The organism is Streptomyces sp. SID5785, assembly GCF_009870065.1.
In the GTDB taxonomy this organism is placed as follows: domain Bacteria; phylum Actinomycetota; class Actinomycetes; order Streptomycetales; family Streptomycetaceae; genus Streptomyces.
Genome location: NZ_WWIA01000679.1, coordinates 1 through 13,162 on the forward strand (window position 1 = coordinate 1; position 13,162 = coordinate 13,162).

General features: G+C 73.3%; 13 protein-coding genes. 4 read left to right on the forward strand and 9 right to left on the reverse strand.

Translation table 11 applies throughout. The features are described 5' to 3' along the window. The first annotated feature begins 50 nt into the window (after nucleotides 1-50). The gene (locus GTW43_RS21845; RefSeq protein WP_161303706.1) at nucleotides 51-809 is read left to right on the forward strand and encodes a leucine-rich repeat domain-containing protein; all 759 of its coding nucleotides are present in this window, start codon (nucleotides 51-53) and stop codon (nucleotides 807-809) included. A 4-nt stretch (nucleotides 810-813) separates the two neighbouring features. Here the strand turns inward: GTW43_RS21845 and GTW43_RS21850 are convergent, their stop codons facing one another. From GTW43_RS21850 to GTW43_RS21875, 6 genes are all read right to left on the reverse strand, one after another. Further along, nucleotides 814-1,755 (reverse strand): universal stress protein, encoded by a 942-nt coding sequence (locus tag GTW43_RS21850; protein ID WP_161303707.1) that lies wholly within the window; start codon nucleotides 1,753-1,755, stop codon nucleotides 814-816. 183 nt (nucleotides 1,756-1,938) lie between these two features. Beyond that, entirely contained in the window at nucleotides 1,939-2,181 is a 243-nt protein-coding gene (locus GTW43_RS21855; protein ID WP_161303708.1) for a DUF397 domain-containing protein, read from the reverse strand. 84 nt (nucleotides 2,182-2,265) lie between these two features. Further along, a complete protein-coding gene (locus tag GTW43_RS21860; RefSeq protein ID WP_161303709.1) occupies nucleotides 2,266-3,444 on the reverse strand; it encodes a thiolase domain-containing protein in 1,179 nt (392 codons plus the stop codon). Continuing rightward, nucleotides 3,441-4,505, reverse strand: coding sequence for a thiolase domain-containing protein (locus GTW43_RS21865; RefSeq protein WP_161303710.1), 1,065 nt, complete (start codon nucleotides 4,503-4,505; stop codon nucleotides 3,441-3,443). The genes GTW43_RS21860 and GTW43_RS21865 overlap by 4 nt, the downstream gene beginning before the upstream one ends. 1 nt (nucleotide 4,506) lies before the next feature. After that, nucleotides 4,507-5,472 carry an OB-fold nucleic acid binding domain-containing protein gene (locus GTW43_RS21870; protein ID WP_161303711.1) on the reverse strand — a complete coding sequence of 322 codons (966 nt, stop codon included), beginning with the start codon at nucleotides 5,470-5,472 and terminating at the stop codon, nucleotides 4,507-4,509. Nucleotides 5,473-5,579: 107 nt separating this feature from the next. Then, on the reverse strand, nucleotides 5,580-6,380 hold the full coding sequence (locus tag GTW43_RS21875) for a crotonase/enoyl-CoA hydratase family protein (protein ID WP_161303712.1): 801 nt from the start codon (nucleotides 6,378-6,380) through the stop codon (nucleotides 5,580-5,582). A gap of 192 nt (nucleotides 6,381-6,572) precedes the next feature. Here GTW43_RS21875 and GTW43_RS21880 point away from each other — a divergent pair, with 192 nt between their 5' ends. Then, nucleotides 6,573-8,192, forward strand: coding sequence for an acyl-CoA synthetase (locus tag GTW43_RS21880; RefSeq protein ID WP_161303713.1), 1,620 nt, complete (start codon nucleotides 6,573-6,575; stop codon nucleotides 8,190-8,192). Nucleotides 8,193-8,202: 10 nt separating this feature from the next. On the opposite strand, the gene GTW43_RS21885 is transcribed toward GTW43_RS21880, so the two are convergent. Continuing rightward, complete coding sequence (locus GTW43_RS21885) at nucleotides 8,203-8,439, reverse strand: hypothetical protein (RefSeq protein ID WP_161303714.1); 237 nt, start codon at nucleotides 8,437-8,439, stop codon at nucleotides 8,203-8,205. Nucleotides 8,440-8,536: 97 nt separating this feature from the next. Here GTW43_RS21885 and GTW43_RS21890 point away from each other — a divergent pair, with 97 nt between their 5' ends. Further along, the gene (locus tag GTW43_RS21890; protein WP_161303715.1) at nucleotides 8,537-9,340 is read left to right on the forward strand and encodes a GNAT family N-acetyltransferase; all 804 of its coding nucleotides are present in this window, start codon (nucleotides 8,537-8,539) and stop codon (nucleotides 9,338-9,340) included. Nucleotides 9,341-9,417: 77 nt separating this feature from the next. After that, nucleotides 9,418-10,728: a phenylacetate--CoA ligase PaaK gene (paaK, locus tag GTW43_RS21895; protein ID WP_161303716.1), complete on the forward strand. Its 1,311-nt coding sequence runs from the start codon at nucleotides 9,418-9,420 to the stop codon at nucleotides 10,726-10,728. Nucleotides 10,729-10,740: 12 nt separating this feature from the next. On the opposite strand, the gene GTW43_RS21900 is transcribed toward paaK, so the two are convergent. Further along, the gene (locus tag GTW43_RS21900; protein WP_161303717.1) at nucleotides 10,741-12,255 is read right to left on the reverse strand and encodes an acyl-CoA synthetase; all 1,515 of its coding nucleotides are present in this window, start codon (nucleotides 12,253-12,255) and stop codon (nucleotides 10,741-10,743) included. Between the two features lie 85 nt (nucleotides 12,256-12,340). Continuing rightward, on the reverse strand, nucleotides 12,341-13,162 hold an 822-nt coding region (locus GTW43_RS21905; protein WP_161303718.1), incomplete at its 5' end, for an AMP-binding protein.

Here is a 13,162-nt window from a genome sequence, read left to right on the forward strand (position 1 = left end):
GTCTACCGGCGCGAGCGCACCGGTGGCTGGCGGACGCAGCAGCTGTGGCCGTGAACGACGCGGCGGACTCCGGCGACGGCCCCGCGCGTCCGGCCACGGTCGTCGACCACTGGCGCGCGGGTCTGGACACGGTCCCCGACGAGGTGTGGCGGCGCACGGACGCCGAGGTGCTGCTGCTCGCGGACAACCGGCTCACGCGGCTGCCCGCCCGGATCGGCACGCTCACCCGGCTGCACACGCTGGACCTGGGCCACAATCTGCTGCCCTCGGTGCCGGCCGAGATCGGCGCGCTGACGGGGCTGACCCGCTTTCTGTACCTGCACGACAACCGGCTGACCGCGCTGCCGGACACGCTCGGTGCCCTCGACCGGCTCGCGTACCTGAACGTGGGCGAGAACCGGCTGACCGCGCTGCCCTCGACGCTCGGCGCGATGAGGGGTCTGGTCGAACTGCGTGCCGGGCACAACCGGCTCACCGCGCTGCCGGAGGGCCTGGGCGCCCTCACCGCGCTGCGCGAACTGTGGGTGCGGGGCAACGGGCTGACCGCGCTCCCCGACGGGGTGCGACACCTGACCGAGCTGCGCGAGCTGGAGCTGCGGGACAACGCGTTCGAGGCCGTGCCGCAGGTGCTGCGGGGGCTGCCGCGGCTGCGCCGCCTCGACCTGCGCGGGAACCGGCTGCGCAGGCTGCCCGGCTGGGTCGCCGAGCTGCCCGCACTGGAGAAGCTCGACCTGCGGTGGAACGACGTACGTGTCGCGCCCGGCCTGCTCGACGAGCTGACCGGGCGCGGCTGCGTCGTGCTGCGCTGACGGCTCAGCCCTGGCCGTCGCCCGGGTCGTCCGCCGGTTCCTCGGGCGCGGGCGGGACGACGACGACCGGGCTCGCCGCGTGCAGCAGGACGGCGTGGGTGACGGAGCCGAGCATCGGTGCCGGGCGGGTGAGCCGACGGCGGTGACGGCCGACGACGACCAGCTCGGCCTCGCGCGAGGCGTCGACGAGGTGACCGGCCGCGTCGCCCGGCGCGACGTGGAGTTCGACCGCCACGCCGGGGTGGGCCGTGCGCAGGGCCTCGGTCTGCTCGTTCGCCAGGGCGAGCGTCTCCCGCTCGGCGGCCTCCTGGTCCTGCACGGTGGGGGTGAAGTCGCCGAAGGCCGACCAGGCGAGCACCGGCCACGGGTACGCCACGACGACCTGCACCCGGGCGCCGCTGCGGGCGGCGTGCGCGAAGGCGTGCTCGAGCGTGTCCGCGTCGGGGGCGTCGGGTTTGAGGCCCACGACGACGCGCCGCCCGTCCGGCACCGGGGCGTCGGAGGCGACCCCGCGGTCCGGCCGGGGCACGACGACGACGGGGCAGTGCGCGTCCCGGGCCGTCGCGATGCCGTTCGACCCGAGGACCAGGCTGGCGAAGCCGCCGCGTCCCCGCGAGCCCATCACGAGGATCTGCGCCTGCGCGCTCTCCTGCGGCAGCAGGTCCGCGGGCAGTCCCTCGCGGCTGACGTACTCGACGGGCGGCAGGTCCGCGCGTCCCGCGAGGTCCGCGCGGACCGCCTCGATCACGCGGTCCTCGTCCGGGGGCGGCTCGGTCCCGGCCACGAGGACGCCGGGCTGCAGCGCGGGCGCGTACTGGCGTACGTGCAGGACGCGCAGCCCGGTCCCGCGCCGGAGGGCCTCGCCGAGCGCCCAGTCCAGGGCCCGTGCACTGTCGTCGGACCCGTCGACCGCGGCGACGACGGGCAGGGGGTTCGGCGTGCTCATCTGGTCTCGCCTCCGACACCGGGCACGGTGGCCGCGCCCTGTTAGACCGGCTGTTCCTGTGGCCAGGCTCGCTCATCGGGCCACCACAGGACAGGGCCGAAGGTCACGTGTCGCGGCGAGATCCCCGTCGGCGGGACCCCGGTCGCCGGGCCCCCGGTCGGCGGGGCACCTCCGGGGAACGCCCTAGGTCAGATCGAACTCGCCCTCACGGGCGCCGTGCACGAACGCGCCCCACTCGGCGGGGGTGAAGATCAGCGAGGGGCTCTGCGGGCTGCCGCTGTTGCGCATCGCGATGAAGCCCTCGACGAAGGCGATCTGGACATCTCCCCGCCCTTTGCTGCTCGACCGCCAGTCCGCGCCGCTCAGGTCCAGGTCCGGCTTGTCCCACCCCGCGAGCGGGTGCTGGTCGATGGTGCTCTCGGCCACGTCCGTGCTCCTCCCGGTTCGTCGTCCGTGCGCCAGCCTAGCGACCGGTCATGCCCCCGCACAGGCCGCGCAGCGAGCCGGTGTTCAGTTCGTCGGCGGCTCCGCTCCGACCAGCCACATGGAGAAGAACTGCGAGCCTCCGCCGTAGGCGTGCCCGAGGGCCTTGCGGGCCCCGTCCACCTGGTGTTCCCCGGCACGGCCGCGCACCTGGAGCGCCGCCTCGGCGAAGCGGATCATGCCGGAGGCGCCGATCGGATTCGTGGACAGGACGCCGCCCGACATGTTGACGGGGAGGTCTCCGTCGAGCTCCGTGACGCCCGACTCGGTGAGCTTCCAGCCCTCGCCCTCGGCGGCGAAGCCCAGGTTCTCCAGCCACATGGGCTCGTACCAGGAGAACGGCACGTACATCTCGACGGCGTCGATCTCGCGGCGCGGGTCGGCGATGCCCGCCTGCCGGTAGACGTCCGCGGCACAGTCCTTGCCCGCCTGCGGGGACACGAAGTCCTTCCCCGCGAACAGGGTGGGCTCGCTGCGCATCGCGCCGCCCAGCATCCACGCGGGCCGGTGCGGGGCGCGGGCCGCTCCGGCGCGGTCGGTGAGGATCATCGCGCAGGCGCCGTCGGAGGACGGGCACGTCTCGGAGTAGCGGACCGGGTCCCAGAGCATGGGCGACGACTGCACCTTCTCCAGGGTGATGTCGTGCTCGTGGAGATGGGCGTAGGGGTTCTTCAGGGCGTTGCGCCGGTCCTTGTAGGCGACCAGGGAGCCGACGGTGTCGGGCGCGCCGGTGCGGCGCATGTAGGCGCGCACGTGGGGGGCGAAGAAGCCGCCGGCGCCCGCGAGGAGCGGCTGCTGGAAGGGGATCGGCAGGGAGAGTCCCCACATGGCGTTGGACTCGGACTGCTTCTCGAAGGCGAGGGTCAGCACGGTGCCGTGGACCCGGCCCGCGATCAGGTTCGAGGCGACGAGCGCGGTCGAGCCGCCGACCGAGCCTGCGGTGTGGACGCGGAGCATGGGCTTGCCGACGGCGCCGAGCGCGTCCGCGAGGTAGAGCTCCGGCATCATGACGCCCTCGAAGAAGTCGGGCGCCTTGCCGATGACGACGGCGTCGATGTCGGCCCAGGTCAGCTCGGCGTCGTCGAGGGCGCGCCGGGCGGCCTCGCGGACCAGGCCCGCGAGGGACACGTCGTGCCGGGCGGCGACGTGGTGGGTCTGGCCGATGCCGACGACGGCGACGGGTTCCTTGTGGGTGGCGGGGCTCATCGCTGGTCCTCCCCTTCGAGTACGGCGACCAGGTTCTGCTGGAGGCAGGGCCCGGAGGTGGCGTGGGCGAGTGCGCGGTCGGAGCCGCCGCGGTGGATGCGCGCGGCGGCCTCACCGATGCGCACGAGGCCCGCGGCCATGACGGGGTTGGCGGCGAGCGCGCCGCCGGAGGGGTTGACGTCGACGTCGTCGCCGAGCCGCAGCGCCTTGCGCAGGACGACTTCCTGGGACGTGAACGGGGCGTGCAGTTCGGCGGTGTCCACGGGCCGTTCGAACAGGCCGGCCCGTTCGGCGGCGAGCCGGGCCGAGGGCGAGTCGGTCAGATCGCGCACGCCGAGGCTGTGCGCCTCGATGCGGTGGTCGATGCCGCGGATCCAGGCGGGCCGCTCGCACAGGTCGCGGGCGCGGTCGCCGGCGGCGAGGATCACGGCGGCGGCGCCGTCCCCGACGGGCGGGCAGTCGCCGGTGCGCAGCGGGCGGACCTCGTAGTCGCCCTGCGCCACGCCGGATCCGCGCAGTTGGGCGTGCGGGTTGGCGCTGGCGGCCGTGCGGCTGCGGGCGGCGACCCCGGCGAGGGCCCGCTCGTCGGTCTCCCCCGCGTCGACGAGCGCCTGGGCCTGGAGGGCGGCGAGCGCGACGGAGTCGGGCCACAGCGGGGCGACGTAGTACGGGTCGAGCTGCCGGGTGAGCACGTCGCGCACCGAGCCGGGCGAGGACTTGCCGTAGGAGTAGACGAGCGCCGTGTCGGCGTCCCCGGTCAGGAGTTTGGTCCACGCCTCGTACAGCGCCCAGGCGCCGTCCATCTCGACGTGGGACTCGGAGATGGGCGGCCAGGCGCCGACGCCGTCGAGGGCCATGGTGAACGAGAAGGCGCGGCCGGCGAGGTAGTCGCTCGACCCCGAGCAGGTGAAGCCGATGTCGCTGGTCCGCAGGCCGGTGGCGTCGAGCACCTGGTGCAGCACCGGCATCAGCATCTCCACCTCCGAGATCTCGTCGGTGGTGCGCCGGTGGTCGCTCTGGGCGAAGGCGACGACGGCGATGTCCCTGATCGGCGGCCGCATCTCAGATCAGCTCCTTGTACGTGTCGTAGTCCGCGTCCGGTTCGCCGGTGGGCCGGTAGTGGTCGGGGTAGCGGCCGCCCTCGGTCCACACGGGTTCGACGCGCAGTCCCATCCGCACCTCGTCGTACGGGATCCCGGCGATGCGGCCGTGCAGCGCGAGGTCGGCGCCGTCGAGCGCGATGTGGGCGTAGACGTAGGGGAGTTCGATGTCGAGGTTCTTCGCCTTGACGTTGACGATGCAGTACGTCGTGACGGTGCCGGCCGGGCCGACCTCGACCTGGTCCGTCGTGGCGACGCCGCAGGTGGGGCAGGCGCCGCGGGGCGGGACGTAGACCTTGTGGCAGGAGGGGCAGCGCTCGCCGACGGTGCGGCGGTCGGCGAGCGCGTTGATGTACCGGCTCTGGGCGCCGCCGGGACCGTACGTGTAGTCGAGCCGGGCGGGGGCCACGATGCCGGTGACCATGTCGGCGAACTGTCCGTCGTGCGGGGCGGCTTCACCGGCCGCGGGCTCCGTGTCGTCGGCCGGTTCGAAGCAGGCGATGTCGGTGATGGCGCCCTCGCGTTCGGCGGCCCAGCGGATGCGGACGCGCAGGCCGGTACGGACGGCGTCCGGGCCCGGCACGTCGAGGGCGTGCAGAAGGGCGGTGTCGGCGCCGTCGAGCCGGACGAGGACCCAGGCGAACGGGGTGTCGAGCGGCTGGCCGCGGCGCGGCGCGTGGTTCCACGCCCACGTGGTGACGGTGCCGGTGGGAGCGACCTCGACGAGGTCGCGGAGTTCCTCGGCGGTGTCGGGGTCGTACTCGACGGGCGGGACGAGGACCTGGCCGGCCGAGGTGCGGACGCCGAGGGGGACGCAGTGGCGCAGTCCGGTCAGGAAGGCGCTCTGCACGGGGCCGAGGGAGCGGGTGAAGGGGAACTCCACGATCAGGGGTGCGCGGAGAACCTCCGGTCGGGGGCTGGTCGTCATGGCGCGGGTCTCCTTCTGTGCGGGGGCGTCGGTCGGGTGTCGTGGTCGGGTGCGGCCCGGTGGTGGGCCGGTCGCGCGCAGTTCCCCGCGCCCCTGGATGCGGACGGCTACGCGCGGCGGAAGACGGCGGGGCGGCGCTCGGCGAAGGCGCGGGCGCCCTCCTTGGCGTCGGCCGTGTCGAACACGGGCCACCCCCGCTTCAGTTCGGCCGCGAGCCCGTCCGCCTCGGAGAGCTCGGCGCACTCGTACACGGAGGCCTTGACGGCCTCCACGGCCAGGGGCCCGCACGCGTTCACCCGCTCGGCGATCTCCAGCGCCGCGTCGAGCGCCGTCCCCTCGGGCACGACGCGGCCGACGAGCCCGATCGCCGCGGCCTCGGCGGCCGTGTAGGGGCGTCCGGTGAGCAGCATCTCCAGGGCGTGCGTGCGCGCGATCTGCCGGGGCAGCCGCACCGTCGAGCCGCCGATCGGGAACAGCCCCCGGCGCACCTCGAAGAGTCCGAACGTGGCGGTCTCCCCCGCGACCCTGATGTCCGTGCCCTGGAGGATCTCCGTGCCGCCCGCGACGCAGGCGCCCTCGACGGCGGCGATGACCGGCTTGCGCGGCCGGTGGTGGCGCAGCATCGCCTTCCAGTGCAGGTCGGGGTCGGCCTTCATGCGGTCGCGGTACTGATCCCCGTCCATGCCGCGGCCCGCCAGGGCCTTGAGGTCCATGCCGGCGCAGAAGGCGCCGCCGGCCCCGGTCAGCACGATCGAGCGGACGGAGTCGTCGGCGTCGGCCTCGAGCCAGCCGTCGTGGAGCCCGACGAGCATCGGCAGCGACAGCGCGTTCCTGGCCTCCGGCCGGTCGAGCGTGAGGACGAGCGTCGCGCCCTCGCGCCGTACGTCGAGATGTTCGGTACCGCCCATGACTGCCCTCCAGTCGACCGGGGCGCGAAGGCCCCGAAGCCCTCGGAACGAGAACAGGTTGCAGGAGGGCGCGTACCGGCACAAGAGTTTTCTGACAGGTAGTCAGATTTCTTGTGTGCGGGCCCTTCCGCCTTCCTGGCGTCTCTGCTGTGATGACCGGCACACGAGACGGTGCCACGGTCAGGAGGAGCGGTGGAGTACAACCTTGCCGACCTGTTCGAGTCGGTCGTCGACGTGGTCCCCGACCGCGAGGCCCTCGTCTACGTCGACCACCCGGGCACCGGCGCCGAGCGCCGGCTGACCTACGCGGAACTGGACGCCGCGGCCAACCGCGTCGCGCACCACCTGATCGACAGCGGCATCCGGCCCGGCGAGCACCTCGGGCTCCACCTCTACAACGGCGTCGAGTACCTCCAGACGGTGCTCGGCTGCCTCAAGGCGCGGGTCGTCCCGGTGAACGTCAACTACCGGTACGTGGAGGAGGAGCTGGTCTACCTCTACCGGGACGCGGATCTGGTCGCGCTGGTCTTCGACGCCGAGTTCACCGACCGCGTGGCGGCCGCGCTGCCGCGCACGGAGAAGCTGCGGCACCTGGTCCGGGTGGGGACGCCGGGCCCGGACGCACCCCCGCTGAAGGCCGTCGAGCTCCCGGACGCCGAGGCCGCGGCCTCGGCCGAGCGCGGCTTCCCGCCCCGCTCCGCCGACGACCAGTTCATCATCTACACCGGCGGCACCACCGGCATGCCGAAGGGCGTGATGTGGCGCCAGGAGGACCTGTTCTTCTCCGGGCTCGGCGGCGGCGCGCCGACCGGGGAGCCGGTGACCCGGCCCGAGGAGCTCGCCGAGCGGGTGGCGGCGGGCGGGGACGGCATCACCTTCTTCCCCACTCCCCCGCTGATGCACGGCACGTCCACACTCACCGCGTTCATCGGCTTCAACTTCGGCCAGCGCATCGTGATCCACCGCAAGTTCGTGCCGCAGGAGGTGCTGCGCACGGTCGAGAAGGAGAAGGTCACCAGCATGTCCCTGGTGGGGGATGCGATGCTGCGGCCCCTGATCGACGCGCTGGAGGGACCGCTGCGGGGCACGGACTGCTCGTCGATGTTCAGCGTCTCGTCGTCCGGCGCGATCATGTCGGACTCGGTGCGCGCCGCCTTCCAGGCCCTCGTGCCCGACGTGATGCTCCTGAACAACTTCGGCTCGTCCGAGTCCGGCTTCAACGGCACCGCGACCGACGGCTCCGGCGCCGGGCAGGGCTTCAGGCTGCGGGTCAACGTCCGCACACAGGTGGTGGATCCGGCGACGCACCGGCCGGTCGCGGCCGGCGAGGTGGGCCGGCTCGCGCAGCGCGGCCATGTGCCGCTCGGCTACTACAACGACCCGAAGAAGACCGCGGAGACGTTCTTCGAGCACGACGGGGCGCGCTGGGTGCTGCTCGGCGACATGGCGACCGTCGACGAGGAGGGCATCGTCACGGTGCTCGGACGGGGCTCGCAGTGCATCAACACCGGGGGCGAGAAGGTCTACCCGGAAGAGGTCGAGCAGGCCCTCAAGTCGCATCCCGACATCTACGACGCGCTGGTCGCCGGGGTCCCGGACGCCACGTGGGGCAACCACGTCGCCGCGGTGGTCCAGCTGCGCGACGGCGCCCCGGCGCTCAGCCTCGACACCCTCCAGACCCACTGCCGCACCCGTCTCGCCGGGTACAAGATCCCCCGGCAGCTGGTCGTCACCGACCGGATCCAGCGCTCCCCGAGCGGCAAGGCGGACTACCGTTGGGCCCGCGCGGTGGCGGCGGAGTCCGCGGGGTAGCGCGGACGGCTCAGGGACTGGCGCTGTCGTACCCGTACCGCAGCGGCTGCGACCGTCCGTTCAGGATGCGCCGGTAGACGTACTGCGCGTCGATCCGGAACCCGTCGGCCGGCGCGGGCAGTGCGCACGGACGGCTCACCTGCAGCACCCGCGGGCGGTCGGTGACGTGCACCCGCACGCCGTCCGCGGGACCGCCGACCAGCATCGCCTCTTCCGCTCCGTGCTCGGGGAGCTCCTCTGCGTCCATGCCCGCAACTTTATCTCTTGCGCAATCAGGAAACTATCCGCCCCTTCCCCGGTGAAACCCGGTTGCCGCCGCCCGGCGCCGGTGCTGGGGTGACCGCATGGATGCAGAAGCGGTGCGGGAACTGTACGACCGGCAGATGCGGCGCGAGGCGCGGCCCGACGAGGACGGGGCACGGACGGAGCGCACGGCGGGGGTGCTGCGCCAGGTCGGCCCGCCCGGCGGCTGGAGCGGAATCCTGTGGTCGGACCTCGACGAGGAGAGCGCCGACGCGGCGATCGCCGAGCAGGTGCGGTACTTCGGCGCGGCCGGCCGTGACGTCGAGTGGAAGACGTACGGGCACGACCGGCCCGCCGACCTGCCCGCGCGCCTGACGGCGGCCGGGTTCACCGCCGAGGAGGAAGAGGCGCTCCTGGTCGCGGAGACCGCGAGCCTGCCGCTCGACGTGCCGCCGCCGGACGGGGTGCGGCTGCTCCCGGTGACCGAGGAGGCGCAGGTCGCGCTCGTCGAGAAGGTCCACGACCAGGCCTTCGAGAGCGACCGCTCCGTGATCGGGCACCTGCTCCGTTCCCAGCTGGCGCAGCACCCGGGCCGGGCCGCGGCGGTGGTGGCGCTGGCCGGGGACGAGCCGGTCAGCGCGGCCCGGCTCGAGCTGCACCCGGGCACCGACTTCGTCAGCCTGTGGGGCGGTGGCACGGTGCCGGCCTGGCGGGGCCGCGGGATCTACCGCTCCCTGGTCGCGTTCCGCACCCGCATCGCCGCCGACCAGGGATACACCTACGTGCACGTGGACGCCTCGCCGTACAGCCGGCCGATCCTGGAGCGGCTCGGTTTCGTGGCCCTGGGCACGACCACGCCGTACGTCCTGGAGGCGCGCGACAACCCGCACCGCCGGATCTCTTGACGGGGACGGCCCCGGCTTGAATTACTGAGGCCGAGAGATCAACCGAATGATCGGTCGGGACTTCGGGAGTGCGGACGATGACGTCGAGGGCTTCGAACACGCAGGGCTGGGACGCGGGCGAGCTGATGGGCGCGCCCGGGCTGCGGGCGCTGCAGCTGGAGCGGCTGCGGGAGACCCTCGGCCGGGTGTACGAGCGGGTGCCGTACTACCGCGAGGCCTTCGACGCGGCGGGGGTCCGTCCCGCGGACTGCACCTCGCTCGCGGACCTCGCCCGCTTCCCGTTCACCACGAAGGCCGCCCTGCGGGAGAACTATCCGTTCGGGATGTTCGCCGTGGACCGCTCCGAGGTCCGCCGGCTGCACGCCTCCAGCGGCACGACCGGCCTGCCGACGGTCGTGGGGTACACCCAGGCCGACCTGGACACGTGGGCGGACCTGGTGGCGCGCTCGATCCGCGCGGCGGGCGGCCGCCCCGGGGACACGGTCCATGTGGCGTACGGGTACGGCCTGTTCACGGGCGGTCTCGGCGCGCACTACGGGGCGGAGCGGCTCGGCTGCACGGTGGTCCCGGCGTCCGGCGGGATGACCTCGCGCCAGGTGCGGCTGATCCAGGACCTGAAGCCCGGGATCATCATGGTCACCCCGTCGTACATGCTGACCCTGCTCGACGAGTTCGAGCGGCAGGGCGTGGACCCGCGCAGCACGTCGTTGCGGGTCGGCGTCTTCGGCGCGGAGCCGTGGACCGAGGAGATGCGGCGCGAGATCGAGGAGCGCGCCGGGATCGACGCGGTCGACATCTACGGCCTCTCCGAGGTGATGGGCCCCGGCGTCTCGCAGGAGTGCGTGGAGACCAAGGACGGGCTGCACCTCTGGGAGGACCACTTCTACCCCGAGATCGTGGACCCCCTCACGGGCGAGGTGCTGCCGGACGGGGAGCAGGGCGAGCTGGTCCTCACCTCGCTCACCAAGCAGGCGATGCCCGTGATCCGCTACCGGACCCGGGACCTGACCCGGCTGCTGCCGGGGACGGCGCGGCCCGCGTTCCGCCGCATGGACAAGATCACCGGCCGCAGCGACGACATGGTGATCCTGCGCGGGGTGAACCTCTTCCCGACGCAGGTCGAGGAGATCGTGCTGCGCACGCCGGGCGTCGCGCCGCACTTCCAGCTGCAGTTGACCCGCGAGGGCCGGATGGACGCCCTGACGGTCCGCGCGGAGGCCCGCGCGGACACGACGCCGGACGAGCGGGAGGCCGCCGCGCGGGCGATCGCCGCCGGCATGAAGGACGGGGTCGGTGTGACGGTGTCCGTGGAGATCGTCGACCCCGAGACCCTGGAGCGCTCGGTCGGCAAGATCAGGCGGATCGTGGACCTGCGCGACGCCCGCTGACGGCCGCCTCGCTCACCCGGCCGCGAAGCGGTCCCGGAGCTCCCTCTTGAGGATCTTTCCGCTCGCGTTGCGCGGGAGCTCGTCCACGAAGACGATGCGCTTCGGCGCCTTGAAGTGGGCGAGCTTCTCGCGTGCGTGGGCGAGGAGTTCGGCCTCGGTGACCTCCGCGCCGCGCACCACGACGGCGGTCACCGCCTCGATCCAGCGCTCGTCCGGCAGCCCGACGACCGCGGTCTCCGCCACGGCGGGGTGCGTGTAGAGGGCGTCCTCGACCTGACGCGAGGCGACCAGGACCCCGCCGGAGTTGATGACGTCCTTCACCCGGTCCACGACGGTGAAGTAGCCCTCGGCGTCCCGCACGGCCAGGTCCCCGGAGCGGAACCAGCCGTCGCGGAAGGCCTGTTCGGTCTCCTCCGGCTTGTCCCAGTAGCCGTCGCAGAGCTGCGGGGAGCGGTAGACGACCTCGCCCGGGGTCCCGTCGGGCACATCCTTGCCGTCCTCGTCGACGACCTTCGCCTCGACGAACAGGACGGGCCGTCCGCACGAGTCCATCCGGCCCTCGTGCTCGTCGGGGCCGAGCACGGTGGCCAGCGGGCCGATCTCGCTCTGCCCGAAGCAGTTGTAGAAGGCCAGGCCGGGCAGCCGTTCGCGCAGCCGCTCCAGGACCGGTACCGGCATGATCGAGGCCCCGTAGTACGCCTTGCGCAGCCCGCCGAGGTCGCGGGTGGCGAAACCGGGCTCCTGGGACAGGGCGATCCACACGGTGGGCGGCGCGAACAGGCTGTCGGCCTCGCCCGCCTCGACCAGGTCGAGGATCGGGCCGGGGGCGGGCGCGTCGAGGATCGTGTTCGTCGCGCCGACGGCCAGGTAGGGCAGCAGGAAGACATGCATCTGCGCCGAGTGGTAGAGCGGCAGCGCGTGCACCGGGCGGTCGGTCGCGGCGAGGCCGAGAGCGTGGATCGCGCTGACGTACTCGTGCACGAGGGCGCGGTGCGTCATCCGGGCGCCCTTGGGCAGGGCGGTGGTGCCGGAGGTATAGAGCAGCTGGACGAGGTCGTCCGCCGCGGGCGCCGGACCGTCGTACGGGGCGGCGTCCGTGAGGCGGGCGAGCAGCGAGTCGTCCGCGTCGCGCAGGGCGAGGGTGCGGACCCCCTCGGGCAGGCGGGCCGCCAGGTCGGGGTCGGTCAGGACCAGGGAGCTGCCGGACTGGCGCACCAGGTAGGCGAGGTCCTCGCCGGTCAGGTTCTGGTTGACGGGGACGTGCACGAGGCCGGCCCGCGCGCACGCGAGGAAGCCGATCAGGTACGCGTCCGAGTTGTGCCCGTAGGCGCCGACCCGGTCGCCGGGCGCGAGCCCGAGGGCGCCGAGCACTCCGGCCGCGCGCGACACGGCGTCGTCCAGCTCCGCGTAGGTCCAGGCGCGGGCGCCGTGGCGCAGGGCGAGGCGGTGCGGGGTGCGGCGGGCGCTGCGCCGCAGCACCCCGTCGACGGTGCTGGCCGTGGCCTGTGCTGCCGGTGAGCTCGTCATGGCGCGATCCTCAGCGGTGCCGGCCCCGGGGTCAAGACACGCGGGCGCGGCGTCGCCCTCCGCGTCACGGCTCCGGGGCCGCGCGTCACACGGCCCGGGTGCGCCCCTCCCAGTACGGGTCGCGTAGCCGGCGCTTGTACAGCTTGCCGTTGGGGTCGCGCGGCATCACCTCGATGAAGTCCACCGTCCTGGGCCGCTTGTAGCCCGCGAGCCGCTGCTCGCAGTGCGCGAGGATCTCGGCGGCGAGCGTCTCCCCCGCCTCGTACCCGTCCGCGGCCTCGACGACGGCCTTGACCTCCTCGCCCCAGTCGTCGTGCGGGATGCCGAAGGCGGCCGCGTCGGCGACGGCGGGGTGGGCGAGCAGCGCCGACTCGATCTCGGCGGGGTAGATGTTCACGCCGCCCGAGATGATCATGTCGATCTTGCGGTCGCGCAGGAAGAGGTAGCCCTCCTCGTCGAGCACGCCCAGGTCACCCACGGTGAAGAAGTCGCCGATGCGGTTCTTGCGGGTCTTGCCCTCGTCCTTGTGGTACGAGAATCCGCCGGTGCTCATCTTCATGTAGACGGTGCCGAGTTCGCCCGGGGGCAGCCGGTTGCCGTCGTCGTCGAAGACCGCGAGCTCGCTGATCGGCCAGGCCCGGCCGACGGTTCCGGGCTTCTTCAGCCAGTCCTCGGCGGTGGCGAAGGCGCCGCCGCCCTCGCTCGCCGCGTAGTACTCCTCGACGCAGCCGCCCCACCACTCGATCATGGCGCGCTTCACGTGGTCGGGGCAGGGCGCGGCGCCGTGGATGGCGTGCCGCATGGACGACACGTCGTAGCGGTCCTTCACCTCCTGCGGCAGCGCGAGCAGCCGGTGGAACTGGGTGGGGACCATGTGGGTGTGGGTGCAGCGCTCGGCGTCGACGAG

Coding starts and splice junctions, on each gene's coding strand:
- GTW43_RS21870 (WP_161303711.1), bottom strand. CDS start 5,472: ATGACGACCAGCCCCCGACCGGAGGTTCTCCGCGCACCCCTGATCGTG.
- GTW43_RS21900 (WP_161303717.1), bottom strand. CDS start 12,255: ATGACGAGCTCACCGGCAGCACAGGCCACGGCCAGCACCGTCGACGGG.
- paaK (WP_161303716.1), top strand. CDS start 9,418: ATGACGTCGAGGGCTTCGAACACGCAGGGCTGGGACGCGGGCGAGCTG.
- GTW43_RS21885 (WP_161303714.1), bottom strand. CDS start 8,439: ATGGACGCAGAGGAGCTCCCCGAGCACGGAGCGGAAGAGGCGATGCTG.
- GTW43_RS21860 (WP_161303709.1), bottom strand. CDS start 3,444: ATGAGCCCCGCCACCCACAAGGAACCCGTCGCCGTCGTCGGCATCGGC.
- GTW43_RS21865 (WP_161303710.1), bottom strand. CDS start 4,505: ATGCGGCCGCCGATCAGGGACATCGCCGTCGTCGCCTTCGCCCAGAGC.
- GTW43_RS21875 (WP_161303712.1), bottom strand. CDS start 6,380: ATGGGCGGTACCGAACATCTCGACGTACGGCGCGAGGGCGCGACGCTC.
- GTW43_RS21850 (WP_161303707.1), bottom strand. CDS start 1,755: ATGAGCACGCCGAACCCCCTGCCCGTCGTCGCCGCGGTCGACGGGTCC.
- GTW43_RS21890 (WP_161303715.1), top strand. CDS start 8,537: ATGGATGCAGAAGCGGTGCGGGAACTGTACGACCGGCAGATGCGGCGC.